The sequence below is a fragment of the Streptomyces sp. NPDC002574 genome (genome assembly GCF_042889545.1).
GTDB lineage: Bacteria > Actinomycetota > Actinomycetes > Streptomycetales > Streptomycetaceae > Actinacidiphila.
Genome location: NZ_JBIARB010000021.1, coordinates 1 through 12,535 on the forward strand (window position 1 = coordinate 1; position 12,535 = coordinate 12,535).

Annotated in this window: 13 protein-coding genes and 1 pseudogene; 5 read left to right on the forward strand and 9 right to left on the reverse strand. The window is 72.8% G+C overall.

Annotation, left to right across the window (positions count from 1 at the left end):
• The 3 genes and pseudogenes from ACFYXS_RS36145 to ACFYXS_RS36155 all read right to left on the reverse strand — a co-directional run.
• Positions 1 to 95: pseudogene (locus tag ACFYXS_RS36145) on the reverse strand (electron transfer flavoprotein subunit beta); the annotation flags it as partial.
• Between the two features lie 201 nt (positions 96 to 296).
• Positions 297 to 917 (reverse strand): flavin reductase family protein, encoded by a 621-nt coding sequence (locus tag ACFYXS_RS36150; protein ID WP_389256030.1) that lies wholly within the window; start codon positions 915 to 917, stop codon positions 297 to 299.
• 195 nt (positions 918 to 1,112) lie between these two features.
• Positions 1,113 to 1,526 carry a TlpA family protein disulfide reductase gene (locus tag ACFYXS_RS36155; RefSeq protein ID WP_389256031.1) on the reverse strand — a complete coding sequence of 138 codons (414 nt, stop codon included), beginning with the start codon at positions 1,524 to 1,526 and terminating at the stop codon, positions 1,113 to 1,115.
• Positions 1,527 to 1,613: 87 nt separating this feature from the next.
• On the opposite strand from ACFYXS_RS36155, the gene ACFYXS_RS36160 reads away from it, so the two are divergent.
• Together ACFYXS_RS36160 and ACFYXS_RS36165 are read left to right on the forward strand one after the other, a co-directional pair.
• Positions 1,614 to 2,030 (forward strand): DUF4395 domain-containing protein, encoded by a 417-nt coding sequence (locus ACFYXS_RS36160; protein ID WP_389256032.1) that lies wholly within the window; start codon positions 1,614 to 1,616, stop codon positions 2,028 to 2,030.
• 140 nt (positions 2,031 to 2,170) lie between these two features.
• On the forward strand, positions 2,171 to 2,911 hold the full coding sequence (locus tag ACFYXS_RS36165) for a lysophospholipid acyltransferase family protein (protein WP_389256033.1): 741 nt from the start codon (positions 2,171 to 2,173) through the stop codon (positions 2,909 to 2,911).
• Positions 2,912 to 2,958: 47 nt separating this feature from the next.
• Here the strand turns inward: ACFYXS_RS36165 and ACFYXS_RS36170 are convergent, their stop codons facing one another.
• A complete protein-coding gene (locus ACFYXS_RS36170; RefSeq protein ID WP_389256034.1) occupies positions 2,959 to 3,558 on the reverse strand; it encodes a transglutaminase family protein in 600 nt (199 codons plus the stop codon).
• 76 nt (positions 3,559 to 3,634) lie between these two features.
• Here ACFYXS_RS36170 and ACFYXS_RS36175 point away from each other — a divergent pair, with 76 nt between their 5' ends.
• A complete protein-coding gene (locus tag ACFYXS_RS36175; protein WP_389256035.1) occupies positions 3,635 to 4,702 on the forward strand; it encodes a DUF3048 domain-containing protein in 1,068 nt (355 codons plus the stop codon).
• Positions 4,703 to 4,705: 3 nt separating this feature from the next.
• Here the strand turns inward: ACFYXS_RS36175 and ACFYXS_RS36180 are convergent, their stop codons facing one another.
• On the reverse strand, positions 4,706 to 5,101 hold the full coding sequence (locus ACFYXS_RS36180) for an STAS domain-containing protein (RefSeq protein WP_389256036.1): 396 nt from the start codon (positions 5,099 to 5,101) through the stop codon (positions 4,706 to 4,708).
• 134 nt (positions 5,102 to 5,235) lie between these two features.
• The gene (locus ACFYXS_RS36185; RefSeq protein ID WP_389256037.1) at positions 5,236 to 6,402 is read right to left on the reverse strand and encodes a M24 family metallopeptidase; all 1,167 of its coding nucleotides are present in this window, start codon (positions 6,400 to 6,402) and stop codon (positions 5,236 to 5,238) included.
• A gap of 63 nt (positions 6,403 to 6,465) precedes the next feature.
• Here ACFYXS_RS36185 and ACFYXS_RS36190 point away from each other — a divergent pair, with 63 nt between their 5' ends.
• The gene (locus ACFYXS_RS36190) at positions 6,466 to 7,092 is read left to right on the forward strand and encodes a uridine kinase (protein ID WP_389256038.1); all 627 of its coding nucleotides are present in this window, start codon (positions 6,466 to 6,468) and stop codon (positions 7,090 to 7,092) included.
• A 382-nt stretch (positions 7,093 to 7,474) separates the two neighbouring features.
• Positions 7,475 to 9,379 (forward strand): AAA family ATPase, encoded by a 1,905-nt coding sequence (locus ACFYXS_RS36195; protein WP_389256039.1) that lies wholly within the window; start codon positions 7,475 to 7,477, stop codon positions 9,377 to 9,379.
• Between the two features lie 88 nt (positions 9,380 to 9,467).
• Here ACFYXS_RS36195 and ACFYXS_RS36200 read toward each other — a convergent pair whose 3' ends face one another.
• From ACFYXS_RS36200 to ACFYXS_RS36210, 3 genes are all read right to left on the reverse strand, one after another.
• The gene (locus tag ACFYXS_RS36200) at positions 9,468 to 10,562 is read right to left on the reverse strand and encodes a hemolysin family protein (protein ID WP_389256040.1); all 1,095 of its coding nucleotides are present in this window, start codon (positions 10,560 to 10,562) and stop codon (positions 9,468 to 9,470) included.
• The gene (locus ACFYXS_RS36205; RefSeq protein WP_389256041.1) at positions 10,559 to 11,899 is read right to left on the reverse strand and encodes a hemolysin family protein; all 1,341 of its coding nucleotides are present in this window, start codon (positions 11,897 to 11,899) and stop codon (positions 10,559 to 10,561) included. The genes ACFYXS_RS36200 and ACFYXS_RS36205 overlap by 4 nt, the downstream gene beginning before the upstream one ends.
• A 136-nt stretch (positions 11,900 to 12,035) precedes the next feature.
• On the reverse strand, positions 12,036 to 12,503 hold the full coding sequence (locus ACFYXS_RS36210) for a PH domain-containing protein (RefSeq protein ID WP_389256042.1): 468 nt from the start codon (positions 12,501 to 12,503) through the stop codon (positions 12,036 to 12,038).
• Between the last annotated feature and the right edge of the window lie 32 nt (positions 12,504 to 12,535).

Here is a 12,535-nt window from a genome sequence, read left to right on the forward strand (position 1 = left end):
ACCGCACCACGATCCGTCGTCAGATCCCCCGCAAAGTGACGATCACCCGTGGCGTCAGGCACGTACTTCACCGCTACAACGATCCTCAAGCTCACGTGTGCTCTCCTACTACTGCGTCGGGGTACGTCAACTGCCCAGTAAAAGGCAGCATAGGCGCCTTGGACGACCGCTCCCCGCCGGGACGCTGCGGCGCTCCGGCAGAAATATTACTCGCCAGTACAGTCCGCTCCTTCCCCGTTCGCAAGGGCGGTGAACTGTGACGTTCCCGACGCGGCCGGTCGGCTCCGCACCGGAGTTCAGTGGCGCAGTGCGTTGAATCGGCCCTGGTGATAGAGGAGCGGACGGGCGGGGCCATCCGGGGCCCCGGCGACGGCCTGCGCGATGACGACACGGTGGTCGCCGGCGGGTATGCGGGCCACCACGCGGGCGACGAGCCAGGCCGAGACGTCCTCCAACAGGGGTACGCCGTAGGGGCCCGGGCCCCAGGCCGTGGGCGGGGCGAAGCGGTCGGCGCCCGTGCGGGCGAAGGTGGCCGCGAGGTCCTCCTGGTGCTCGCCGAGGATGTGGATGCCGACGTACGCGACGTCGGCGACCGTCGGCCAGGTCGAACCCTCGGTGCTGATGCCGAACGACACCAGCGGGGGCTCGGCGGAGACGGAGGTGAGCGAGGTGGCGGTGAAGCCGACGGGGCGCGCGCCCGGTGCGGTGATGACGGCGACGCCGGCCGCGTGGCGGCGGAAGACCGAGCGGAAGGCGGTGGTGTCGAAGGCGTCGGACACCGGAGCCGCGGAGGAGGCGGTCGACGGGGATCCGGCGTCCGCCGCGGATCCTGGGGAGGCCGCGGCCGGGTACGGCGTCGCGGGCAGCTGGGTGCCAGCGGGGCTCGCCGGGGAGCCGAAGTCGGGGGACGCGGTCATGGAGTTGCCCTCTTGGTGCTGTCGAGCCGGAGGCGTGCGGACTTCTGGACGCTCAACGGCAGTGACAGCGTGCGCTCGCGTGCCGACCGAGGTCGACGTCGAAGCGGGCGAAAAGAAGCAGGTCTCGCGACATAACGTCAGACTGACGATCAGGACGCCGCGCCGTCAAGGGCGCATGGCCGGATGCGACCGGCCTCATACCGCCGCGCCGAGGGCCGCGATGACGTCGGCCTTGCGGGGCTGCCCCGCCGCGCGCCGCACGATCGCGCCGTGCGCGTCGAGCACCAGGACGGTGGGGGTCTTGAGGATGCCGAGCCGCCGGACGAGGTCGAGGTGCGCCTCCGCGTCGATCTCGACGTGCGCGACGCCGTCGACCATCCGGACGACGTCCTCCAGGGTGCGCCGCGTCGCCCGGCAGGGGGCGCAGAACGCGCTGGAGAACTGGACGAGCGTGGCCCGCTCCCCGAGCTCCGCGCCGATCTCACCGGCCGTCAGCAGTTCGGCCGCGTCCTTGTCCCGCACACGTATCCTTCCGTCGCGCCGCCGGTGCACCAGTCCGAGGACCGCCGCCACGGCGAGCACCGCGACGCATACCACCACTCCGGTCATGTCCGCCCTCCCGGCGATTGCAGCGTTCACAGGACTGCCATGATTCCCGGGGGTCCGGCGGGGCCGGTGTCCGGAATCATGACTGCCATGAGCACTCACGCCATTGATGCCCGAGGACCGCGCTTCGCCGCAAGCCTGACGACGGTCGTGCTGGCCGTCGTCCTCATCACCGGCAGCGGCTGGCTGCTCGCCGTCCAGGCGCTCGTGTTCGCGGTGGGCGCCGCGGTGGGGGTCCAGCATTCACCTTATGGGCTGCTGTTCCGCACGGTGGTGCGCCCCCGGCTGGGCCCGCCGGCCGAGACCGAGGACCCGGCGCCCCCGCGCTTCGCGCAGGCGGTGGGGCTGGTGTTCGCGCTGATCGGACTGGTCGGCTGGTTCGCGGGCCCGCAGTGGCTGGGGCTGGCGGCGACCGGCTGCGCATTGGCGGCGGCGTTCCTCAACGCGGTCTTCGCCTACTGCCTCGGCTGCGAAATGTACCTGCTGGTGCGTCGTACGACCGGGTGACGTGATGAGAATCTCGCCCGGGCACGGGCACGCGGGATGACACGGCACCCGTTTACGGTGCACGATCAGCCCGCGGTCGCAAACCTACGGCCGCGTAACTTCCACCGGGGGCCACCCCCTACGAAGAAGGGGCCCCACGCATGGCCGAACTCGTCTACCCACCCGTCATCGGCTTCGCCCGCACGATGTTCAGGGTGCAGGGTCTGCGCTTCGACATCTCCGGCACGGAGCACGTGCCGCGCAACGGCGGCGCGCTGCTCGTCAGCAACCACATCGGCTACCTGGACTTCGTCTTCGCGGGTCTCACGGCGCTCCCGGCCAAGCGCCTGGTGCGCTTCATGGCCAAGGAGTCGGTGTTCCGGCACAAGGTGTCCGGGCCACTGATGCGGGCGATGAAGCACATCCCGGTGGACCGCTCGGAAGGCATGCACGCGTACAAGCACGCCCTGTCCGCGCTGCGCTCCGGCGAGATCATCGGTGTCTTCCCCGAGGCGACGATCTCGCAGTCCTTCACCCTCAAGTCCTTCAAGTCGGGAGCGGCGCGCCTGGCGATGGAGGCCGGCGTGCCGCTGCTGCCGGTCGCCCTGTGGGGCACCCAGCGCATGTGGACCAAGGGGCAGCCGCGCCAGCTCGGCCGCAACCGCTTCCCGATCTCGATCCGCGTCGGCGAGCAGATGCAGGCGGGCGAGAACGAGAAGCCGGGCGCGCTGACCCGCCGTCTGCGCCTGCGCGTACAGGAGTTGCTGGAGGACGCGCAGCGCGCCTACACCGGACGCCCGTCCGGTCCGGACGACCACTGGTGGCTGCCCGCGCACCTCGGCGGTTCGGCGCCGACCCCGGAGGACGTGGCCGCCCAGGAGCGGTCCGCCACGGAGGACTGACGGCACGCACCCCGGGACCCGCGCGTCCGCGTCGCCCTGACGTCCGCTCACAGTTCGGTGGGCAGCAGCCGCCAGAGGTGGGCCCGGTCGGTCGCGGTACGCAGGGCGCGGAGCACTGCCGGCGGCGGCGCGGCGTGGAGCCCCGGGTAGTCGCACTCGCCCCGTTCCGGCCGCGGTACCCAGGCGAGCCGCTCCTCCGCGAGCGAGAAGCGGGCGTCGACCCCGGGCTTGTTGCCGCGCGGGTCCTGGCGGGCCCAGTGGTCGTGGCCGGGGAGCCGGAGCGCGATGAGGCCGTGCACGAGCGGGTTGGTCCCGTCGTCGTCGGAGAGCCGCTGGTAGCACAGGCCCGCCGGGATGCCCTCGGCCCGCAACAAGGCGACGAGGGCATGGGACTTGGCGTGGCAGATGCCGGTGCGCAGGCCCAGGACGTCGGAGGCGCGCCAGGTGACGCGCGGATCCCCGGAGTCGGCGGAGTGCGGGACGGTGTCCCGTACGAAGGCGTACGCGGCCCGGGCATAGTCATGCGGAGTCGGCGCCGCCGCTCGCAGCCGGGCGGCGGTCTCGCGCACCAACGGGTGGTCGTGGTCGATCACCTCGTCAGCCGCCAGGTACTCGGCCGACGTGGCGCTCTGGGGTACCGGCTCCATGTGACGGATAATAGGAAGAAGTCAGGTGCTTCGACAATTGATTTTCCTGTAGCGGTATATCTATGCAGTCCGAGAGGTGGCTGTGGTGGACCGTGGAGGAAGACGCGCCACGAACACGGCCGTCGTGGCCGTGCTGGCCGTACTGGCCGTGCTGGTCGCGGGCCTGCTCTTCGCGCGGCACGGCGGTACGGACCGCACGTCGAACGCGCCGGGCCGCAGCACTCCCCCGGCGGCCACGCCGTCCGCGTCGCCCGTGCCGTCCGCGACACCCTTGGGTGAGCGCTCACCGTTCACCGGGCTGCCCCAGGACCGGCCGCGCCCGGTGCTCGCCGTGAAGATCGACAACGTCGGCCCGGCCCGGCCGCAGACCGGGATCGACCGGGCCGACCTGGTCTACGTGGAGCAGGTCGAGGCGGGGCTCACCCGGATCCTCGCTGTGTTCTCCTCGTCCCCCTCCCATCTGCCGGACCGCGTCGGCCCGGTGCGCAGCGCCCGCGAGTCGGACCTGGAGCTGCTGCGCCAGTTCGGCCGGCCCGCGCTCGCCTTCTCGGGCGCGCAGACCAGGCTGCTGCCGGTGATCGCGGCCGCGCCCTTGCACGACGTCTCCCCCGGGCACGCGGGCCGGGCGTACACGCGGGACGGTTCCCGTCCCGCGCCGCACAATCTGTACGCCTCGCCGGCACGGCTGCTGGCCGCCGCCCCGGACGCCTCCGCGAGCCGTGACATCGGCTTCCGCTTCGGCCCCGCACCTTCCGGCGGCACCGCCGCGACCACACGCACCGTGCGCTTCCCGTCCGCCTCGGTCGGCCTGCGCTGGTCGGCCGAACAGCGTCGCTGGCTGGTCTCGTTCGACGGCGGGCCCGCCACCGCGACGGGCTCCGGACGGCTCGGCGCCCCGACGGTGGTCATCCAGTACGTGACCGTGCGTGCCTCGCGGTACCACGACCGATGGGGCAGCGTCTCGCCGTACAGCGAGACCGTCGGGTCGGGCGAGGCGGAGGTGCTGCGCGACGGCGCCGCGTACCGGGCGCACTGGTCGCGCCCGGATGCGGACAGGGGAACGCGGTTCACCACCGGGCAGGGCGATCCGATGACCTTCGCACCCGGCCAGGTGTGGATCGTGCTGGCGCCGCGTCCCTCGTAGGCCTCAGGCGATCGCGCCGTCGGTTGCCGCCGGCGGCCCCGGGGCGCCGCGCGCAGCGAGAGCCGAGGCGAGGTCGCCGTGCACGGCGAAGACTCCCGTGGTGCGGGTCAGCCGTAACAGCCGCAGCACGGGAGGGTTGTCGGCGACGAGGCCGAACCGCCCGCCGCGCTCCAGGGTGCGCCGCCGTGCACGGATCAGCACCGACAGGCCGCTGCAGTCGAGAAAGCTGAGCCCGCGCAGGTCCACCACCACGTCGGGCCGCGGTCCGGCGCATGCCTCGTCCAGTCGTGCGCCGGCGCTCTCACCGGCGTACAGATCGAGCTCCCCCGACAGCTCCACCACGGTGGTCCCGCCCACCACCCACTGCCGCACCCCGAAGTCGTGCTCGTTGTCGAACAAAGCCGGCCCCCCGACTCCCGCACCCTGCTGGGCCCCTGACGCTCCGGCGTACGCCGCGCGCATTTCAGCGCGCCGCGCACACCCCCGTGGCTCCGGGATACCCCCCAGCGGTACCCGGAGTCAACACATGAGGACTAACCCGGCAGGACGACCAGTTCGCGGGCGGTCTGGTTGAGCCGCTCCCCGCCCTCGGCGGTGCACACCGCGATGTCCTCGATGCGGGCACCGAAGCGGCCGGGCAGGTAGATCCCGGGCTCGATGGAGAAGGCCATGCCGGGCTCCAGCGGCCGGGCGCTGCCCGCCACGATGTACGGCTCCTCGTGGGTCTCCAGGCCGATGCCGTGCCCGGTGCGGTGGATGAAGTGCTCCCCGTACCCGGCCGCGGCGATGATGTCCCGTCCCACCGCGTCCAGTTGCTCCGCCGTGACGCCCGGGCGCACGGCCTGCGTCTGGGCGTGCTGGGCACTGAGCAGCACCTCGTACATCTCCCGGAACTCCGCGGGCGGCTCGCCCACGGCGTAGGTACGGGTGGAGTCGGAGCAGTAGCCCTCCTGCGTGGTGCCGCCGATGTCGACCACGACGGGGTCGCCGGTGCGGATGACGCGGTCGGAGACCTCGTGGTGCGGGCTCGCCCCGTTCGGTCCGGAGGCCACGATGACGAAGTCGACCGTGGTGTGGCCCGCTTCGAGCACCGCCTCGGCGATGTCGCGGGCGGCCTCCCGCTCGGTGCGCCCGGCCGTGACCCACTCGCCGATGCGCCGGTGCACCCGGTCGATGGCGGCGGCGGCCCGGCGCAGCGCGTCGATCTCGGCGGGGGTCTTGCGCATGCGCAGCTCGCGCAGCACCTCGCCGGCCAGGCTCTGCTCGGCGTCGGGCAGCGCGGCGCGCAGGGCGAGCACCTTCTCCGCCCACATGTGGTTGTCGACGGCGACGCGGCCGCCGCCCGCCGTGCGGGGCAGACGTCGGGCGACGAGTGCGTAAGGGTCCTCGGTCTCGGCCCAGCCGACGATCTCGACGCCGAGCCCGCCGAGCGGCGAGATCTCGGCGCCCGGCTTCTCCAGTTCGGGCACGACGAGGAAGGGCTCGCCGAGCACCGGCAGCACGAGGCAGACCAGGCGCTCGGTGAGGTGGGCGTGGTAGCCGGTCAGGTAGCGCAGATCGGGCCCGGGGGACACGAGGAGCGCGTCGAGTCCGGCGTCGGCTGCGGCCTTGCGGGCCAGTGCGAGGCGTTCGGCCGGATAGAGGGGTGCCGAGAGGGCACCGCGGCCGGGAGCAAGGGGGGTGTCGGTCACGACTCTCACCGTAGACGCCCCTGGCGCCCGCCGCAGGCCTCCCGCGTCGGCGCAGGTCGTAGGCTTGCACCGATGGACGACCTCACCGCCCCCGATCCCCTCCCGGCACTCGCCGCCCTGCTGCGCTCGCTGCCCCCCTCGTGCGGACCGGTGCGCCTGGTCGCGGTCGACGGGCACGCCGGTGCCGGGAAGACGACCTTCGCCGGCGCGCTGGCCCGGGCCCTCGGCGGGGCGCCCGTGGTGCACCTGGACGATCTGGCCACCCACGACGAGTTGTTCGCCTGGACCGGCCGGCTCCGCGAGCAGGTGCTGGAACCGCTGAGCCGGGGCGGGACGGCACGGCCCGCGAAGTACGACTGGGTGGCCCGGCGCTTCGGCCCGCTGCTGGAAGTGCCCCCGGCACCGGTGGTCCTGATCGAGGGCGTGGGCGCTGGACGGCGGGCGGTACGGCCGTGGCTGGCGCGCACCCTGTGGCTGGACGTTCCCCGCGACACGGCCCGGGAGCGCGGCGAACGGCGCGACGGCCCGCAGCTCGCCGCGTTCTGGACCGGGTGGATGCGCGCGCAGGACGCCCATTTCGCCGCCGACCCCTCGCGTCGCTTCGCCGAACTGCTGGTGCGGCAGGTACCGGATGGGTACGAGATACGCGAAATGCCCACCGGGACGGCCCTGGCGCACACGGTCAGTCACCCAGCGTGACCGCCCGTCGCCGGTGCGCCCGCACCCTCCGGCGGGCCCCCGGACGGGGCTCGGGGGTGGCTTGACCAAGGGGCCGTACAGGAATTACGTTCTGAATGCGCGGTCCTGTACGACCGCCCCTGAGACGCGAAGCCCCCGGTTGTTCCCCCGTGACCGGGGGCTTCGTTCTGCCCTGGACGGGTGATCCGGCCCCGTACGGCAGCGAATTGCTCACCCAACGTCACGGCCCGCGTGGCTCTACGGCGCACCCCGCCTGCACGGGTACCATGCGAACGGGGTGCGAGGAGATGCGTTCGCGGTGCGCACCCCGTATCAACTCCCGCTCCGGGACGTGTGGTTGGGGTGGCGGGCGACACCGGGGGGAACGGTTGGTGGGGACCTGATGGATTTCGGCACGGAACACCCCGGCTCCCCTGCCGATCTCGCCTGGGTGCGGGCGGTGGACGCCTACACCATGGGCGCGTACTCCCAGGCCGAGGAGGAGTTCCGGGTCGCGGTGCGGCTCGACCCCGGCATGGCCGACGCCTGGCTCGGACTGCACGCCCTGCGCGCGGACACCGCCACCGCGCTGCTGCAGATGTACCGGCACCGCGACCGCTTCGGCGAGCAGCGGCGGGCCCGTCGTCGCTCCATGAACTCCTGGTACTGGCTGGGCTGGTGGGTGCAGCCGGTCCTGGAGACCCGCCGCGACCTGCTGCTGGCGCACGCCTCGCACTGGCTCGACGGACGCCATATCGCCGAACTGGACCGGGCGTTGGCCGAGTGCCCGCCGGTCGACACCGACCCGCACGTCCGTTTCCTGCACGCCTGCCGGGCCTACCTGGTCAAGGACTGGGACCAACTGGTGCGGCACACCGAGCCGTTGCTCGGCGACCCGGCCCTCGGCATCGAGGCGGGCCTGTTCGGCGGCATGGCCCGGGTGCGTCTGGAGCTGTACGGGCAGGCCGAACCGCTGCTGGTCACCGCCCTGATGCGGTGCCGCAGCGAGCAGCCGCAGCGCAAGGAGCTGCGCTACTGGCTGGCGCGCGCCTACGAGGGCACCGGCCGCACCGCCGCCGCGCTGCCGCTGTACCGGGCCGTGCACCGCGTCGACCCCGGTTTCATGGACACCTCCGCCCGCCTCACCGCCATAGACGAGTCGGACGGCCTCGGCGACGAGGCCGTCGACTACGCCTCTGTCGCCATGCCGGGCTTCGGGCAGACCGCTCCCGAGGGCCTGTTGCCCGACCCCGATCCCCTCGACGTACGCGGGAGCGGTATGGGCGTCGCGGGCGGCGGCGCCGGCGGCTCCGTGCTGGACGACCCGCTCGGCGGCGCCGGCCCGATCGACGACGACATCCGGGAGAAGGCGATCCTGCCCGTCTCCCCCATCGCGCCGCAGGTGCCGGTCATCGCGCCGGACCCGGTACTGCTCGCCCAGGCGCTGGCCGAGCTGGACCGCATGGTGGGCCTCGAACCGGTGAAGCGCCAGGTCCGCGCGCTGTCGGCGCAACTGCGCATGGCCCGGCTGCGGGCCGTCCAGGGACTGCCGGTGCAGCCCCCGAAGCGGCACTTCGTCTTCTCCGGCCCGTCGGGCACCGGGAAGACCACCGTCGCGCGCATCCTCGGCCGGGTCTTCTACGCCCTGGGGCTGCTCGGCGGCGATCATCTGGTGGAGGCCCAACGATCCGATCTTGTCGGGGAGTTCCTCGGCCAGACCGCGGTGAAGGCCAACGAGCTGATCGACTCGGCCCTCGGCGGGGTGCTGTTCGTGGACGAGGCGTACGCCCTGTCCAACTCCGGCTACAGCAAGGGCGACGCCTACGGCGACGAGGCCCTGCAGGTGCTCCTCAAGCGCGCCGAGGACAACCGCGACCGGCTCGTCGTGATCCTGGCCGGCTACCCCGAGGGCATGGACCGCCTGCTGGCCGCCAACCCCGGGCTCGGGTCGCGCTTCACCACCCGCGTCGACTTCCCGAGCTACCGCCCTCAGGAGCTCACGGACATCGGCGAGGTCCTGGCCGCCGACAACGGCGACCACTGGGACGAGGAGGCGCTGGAGGAACTGCTGGCGATCAGCGGCCACGTCGTCGACCAGGGCTGGATCGACGAACTCGGCAACGGGCGCTTCCTGCGCACGCTCTACGAGAAGAGCTGCGCCTACCGGGACCTGCGGCTGTCCGGCTACGCGGGCCCGCCGTCACGCGACGACTTGTCGACATTGCGGCTGCCCGATCTGATGCAGGCGTACGGCGAGGTCCTGTCGGGCCGCGGGCCCGGGCTGTCACCGCCGGAGCCCCTCGACTGAGGGGGACCCCGGGACCGGACCGGCCCCGGGGCACACACGCACCGCGTACGGCGGAAGGGCCCGGGCGGTCGCCCGGGCCCTTCTTCGTTCAGCTCGCCAGCGCCTGCGGCGCGTGGACGCTCTCCCGCTCGGGTGCCGGCTCCGGCTCGGGGGCCGTCTCCCGGTGGGCCGGGTCGCGGACCTCGCCGACCAGCATCTCCAGCACGTCCTCCAGGGCGACCAGCCCCAGCACCCGCCCGCCGGCGTCCGCGACCGCCGCGAGGTGCGACGCGGCGCGCCGCATCTGCGTGAGCGCGTCGTCCAGCGGCAGCTCGGCCCGCAGGGTGGCCATGGGCCGCCAGAGCCGGGAGGGCACCGGACGGTCCGGGTCGTCCAGGTCGAGGACGTCCTTGACGTGCAGGTAGCCGAGGTAGACACCGTCCGGTCCGGCCACCGGGTAGCGGGAGTAACCGGTACGGACGGTCAGTTCCTCGATCTCCGCGGAGGTGACGGTCGCGTCGACCGTGACCAGCTCCTCCGGCGCGAGCAGGACGTCGGTGACCGGGCGGCTGCCCAGTTCGAGCGCGTCCTCGAGGCGTTCCTGCGCGTCGTCGTCCAGGAGACCGGCCTGCCGGGCGTCCTCGACGAGCGCGGTGAGCTCCTCGCTGGTGAAGACCGCGTCGATCTCGTCCTTGGGCTCGACCCGGAACAGCCGCAGGATGACCTTCGCGCTCCAGCCGAGCACCGCGATGACCGGCCTGAACAGCCGGGCGAAGCCGACCAGTCCCGGGCTCAGCCAGAGCGCGGTCTTCTCGGGCGCGGCCATGGCCAGGTTCTTCGGGACCATCTCGCCGATGACCAGGTGGAGGAAGACCACCACGGCCAGCGCGATGACGTAGCCCGCCGGGTGGACCAGCCCCTCCGGGAGGTGGACGGCCACGAACAGCGGTTCCAGCAGATGGGCCACGGTCGGCTCGGCGACCGCGCCCAGCGTCAGGGAGCACACCGTGATGCCGAACTGGGCGGCCGCCATCATCTGCGGCAGGTTCTCCAGGCCGTGCAGCACGGTTCTGGCCCGCCGGTGGGTTCCGGCCAGGGGCTCGATCTGACTGCGCCGTACGGAGACCAGCGCGAACTCGGCACCGACGAAGAAGCCGTTGCCCAGCACCAGCAGGGCGGCGAGGAACAGTTGCAGGAAGCTCATCGGTCGCGCTCCTGCCCTGCCTGCGGCTCGTCGAACCCGACGCGCACCAGGCGAACCCTTTCCGCACGGTGGTGCGCCACTTCGCGCACCCGCAGCTCCCAGCCGGGCAGCAGTGCCGTGTCGCCCGGTTCGGGGATGCGTTCCAGCAGGTCGGCGACGAGGCCGGCCACGGTCTCGTAGGGGCCCTCGGGCGCCTCGAGTCCTATGCGCTCCAGCAGGTCGATGCGGCAGCCGCCGTCGGCGTCCCAGGCGGGCCTGCCGCCCTCGGCGGGGACCTGGGCCAGCTCGGGCAGGTCGGCCGAGTCGTGCTCGTCGCGGACCTCGCCGACGAGCTCCTCGACGATGTCCTCCAGGGTCACCACGCCGGCCGTGCCGCCGTACTCGTCGACCACGACGGCGATCGGCTGCTCGCGCCGCAGCCGCTCCAGCAGCGGCTGGACGGGCAGCGTCTCGGGGACGAGCAGCGGGGCCACCGTGATCCGCCCGACCGGGGTGCGGTCGCGCTCGTGGGCGGGGACGGCGAGGGCGTCCTTCAGGCTCGCCATGCCGACGATGTCGTCCAGCCGCTCCCGGTAGACCGGGAAGCGGGACAGCCCGGTGGCCCGGGTCAGGTTGAGCACGTCGGCGGCGGTGGCCGTGTCCTGCAGGGCGCTGACCCGCACGCGCGGGGTCATCACGTTCTCCGTCGTCAGGTCGCCGAGCGAGATCGTGCGGACGAACAGGTCCGCGGTGTCCTGCTCGATCACGCCGGCCTGCGCGGAGTGCCGGGCGAGCGAGACCAGCTCGGTCGGGGTGCGGGCGGAGGCGAGCTCCTCCGCCGGTTCGACGCCGAGGGCGCGCACCAGGCGGTTGGCGGCGGTGTTGAGCAGTTCGATCACCGGGCGGAAGGCGGCCGAGAAGACCCGCTGCGGTCCGGCCACGAAACGTGCCACCTGCAGCGGGCGGGAGACCGCCCAGTTCTTGGGGACCAGTTCGCCGACGACCATCTGGACGGCCGAGGCGAGGATCATGCCGATGACCACGGCGATGGCGGGCGAGACCCCGGAGGGGACGCCTATCGCGGTGAGCGGTCCGGACAGCAGGTCGGCGAGAGCGGGCTCGGCGAGCATGCCCACGACCAGCGAGGTGATCGTGATGCCGAGCTGGGTGCCGGAGAGCTGGAAGGAGAGCTTGCGCAGCGACTCGACGACGCTGCGTGCCCGTCGATCACCCGCGGCGGCCGCACGTTCGGCGGCCGGTCGCTCCACGGTCACCAGGCCGAATTCGGCGGCGACGAAGAAGCCGTTCGCGAGGATCAGGACAAAGGCCGCCCCGAGGAGCAGCAACGAGGTGTTCATGCCGCCGCTCCGGGATGTCGGTGCGGAGGGGCGGCGCAGGTACTACCGGACGGTCCGTCCATCGTGGCTTGGGTGTCACTCCTCGGGTCGTTGCGAAGGTTCCAGAGTAATGAAGAAACGGGGCTCGGCGGCAGGTCTACTGTCCCGCGGGCCCGCCCGAGCCGTGGACCTCGGCGAGAGCGCGCAGTCCCCGCGCGTCGCGCAGTGCGCGGGCGCGGCCGATACCAGGCTGAATGCCCATGGCGGCCAGGCTTGTTCCGTCCGCCAGGTCGAGGAGGACCCAGGGATCGCCGGGGCGCAGATTCACCCGGATCACCTGCGCCCATTCCAGGCGCCGCCGGGTGGTGAGATTGACCACGGTGACGCCGTCCCGGTCGGCGACGACCTTGGGACGGCTGAGCAGCACGAGCACCGCGGCGATGAGCGCGCCGGTGAGGACCATCCAGAGGCGGTCCGTGGTGTGCCAGGGCCGGGCCCCGTCGGCGGGCAGCATGACGGCGATCGCGACGAAGGCCGCGAGCAGGCCGCCCGCCAGGGTCAGCAGCACCGCGCGGGTACGCGTGGGCCGGAAGGTGACGGGCAGCTCGGGGAGGTCCGTGGACACGGCGGGCGCGGTCGGCGTGGCCGGATGGGCGG

Bases quoted from the DNA above. Each gene is read 5' to 3' on its own strand.
- ACFYXS_RS36150 (WP_389256030.1), bottom strand. From the start codon at position 917: ATGACCGCGTCCCCCGACTTCGGCTCCCCGGCGAGCCCCGCTGGCACC.
- ACFYXS_RS36155 (WP_389256031.1), bottom strand. From the start codon at position 1,526: ATGACCGGAGTGGTGGTATGCGTCGCGGTGCTCGCCGTGGCGGCGGTC.
- ACFYXS_RS36160 (WP_389256032.1), top strand. From the start codon at position 1,614: ATGAGCACTCACGCCATTGATGCCCGAGGACCGCGCTTCGCCGCAAGC.
- ACFYXS_RS36165 (WP_389256033.1), top strand. From the start codon at position 2,171: ATGGCCGAACTCGTCTACCCACCCGTCATCGGCTTCGCCCGCACGATG.
- ACFYXS_RS36170 (WP_389256034.1), bottom strand. From the start codon at position 3,558: ATGGAGCCGGTACCCCAGAGCGCCACGTCGGCCGAGTACCTGGCGGCT.
- ACFYXS_RS36190 (WP_389256038.1), top strand. From the start codon at position 6,466: ATGGACGACCTCACCGCCCCCGATCCCCTCCCGGCACTCGCCGCCCTG.
- ACFYXS_RS36195 (WP_389256039.1), top strand. From the start codon at position 7,475: ATGGATTTCGGCACGGAACACCCCGGCTCCCCTGCCGATCTCGCCTGG.
- ACFYXS_RS36200 (WP_389256040.1), bottom strand. From the start codon at position 10,562: ATGAGCTTCCTGCAACTGTTCCTCGCCGCCCTGCTGGTGCTGGGCAAC.
- ACFYXS_RS36205 (WP_389256041.1), bottom strand. From the start codon at position 11,899: ATGAACACCTCGTTGCTGCTCCTCGGGGCGGCCTTTGTCCTGATCCTC.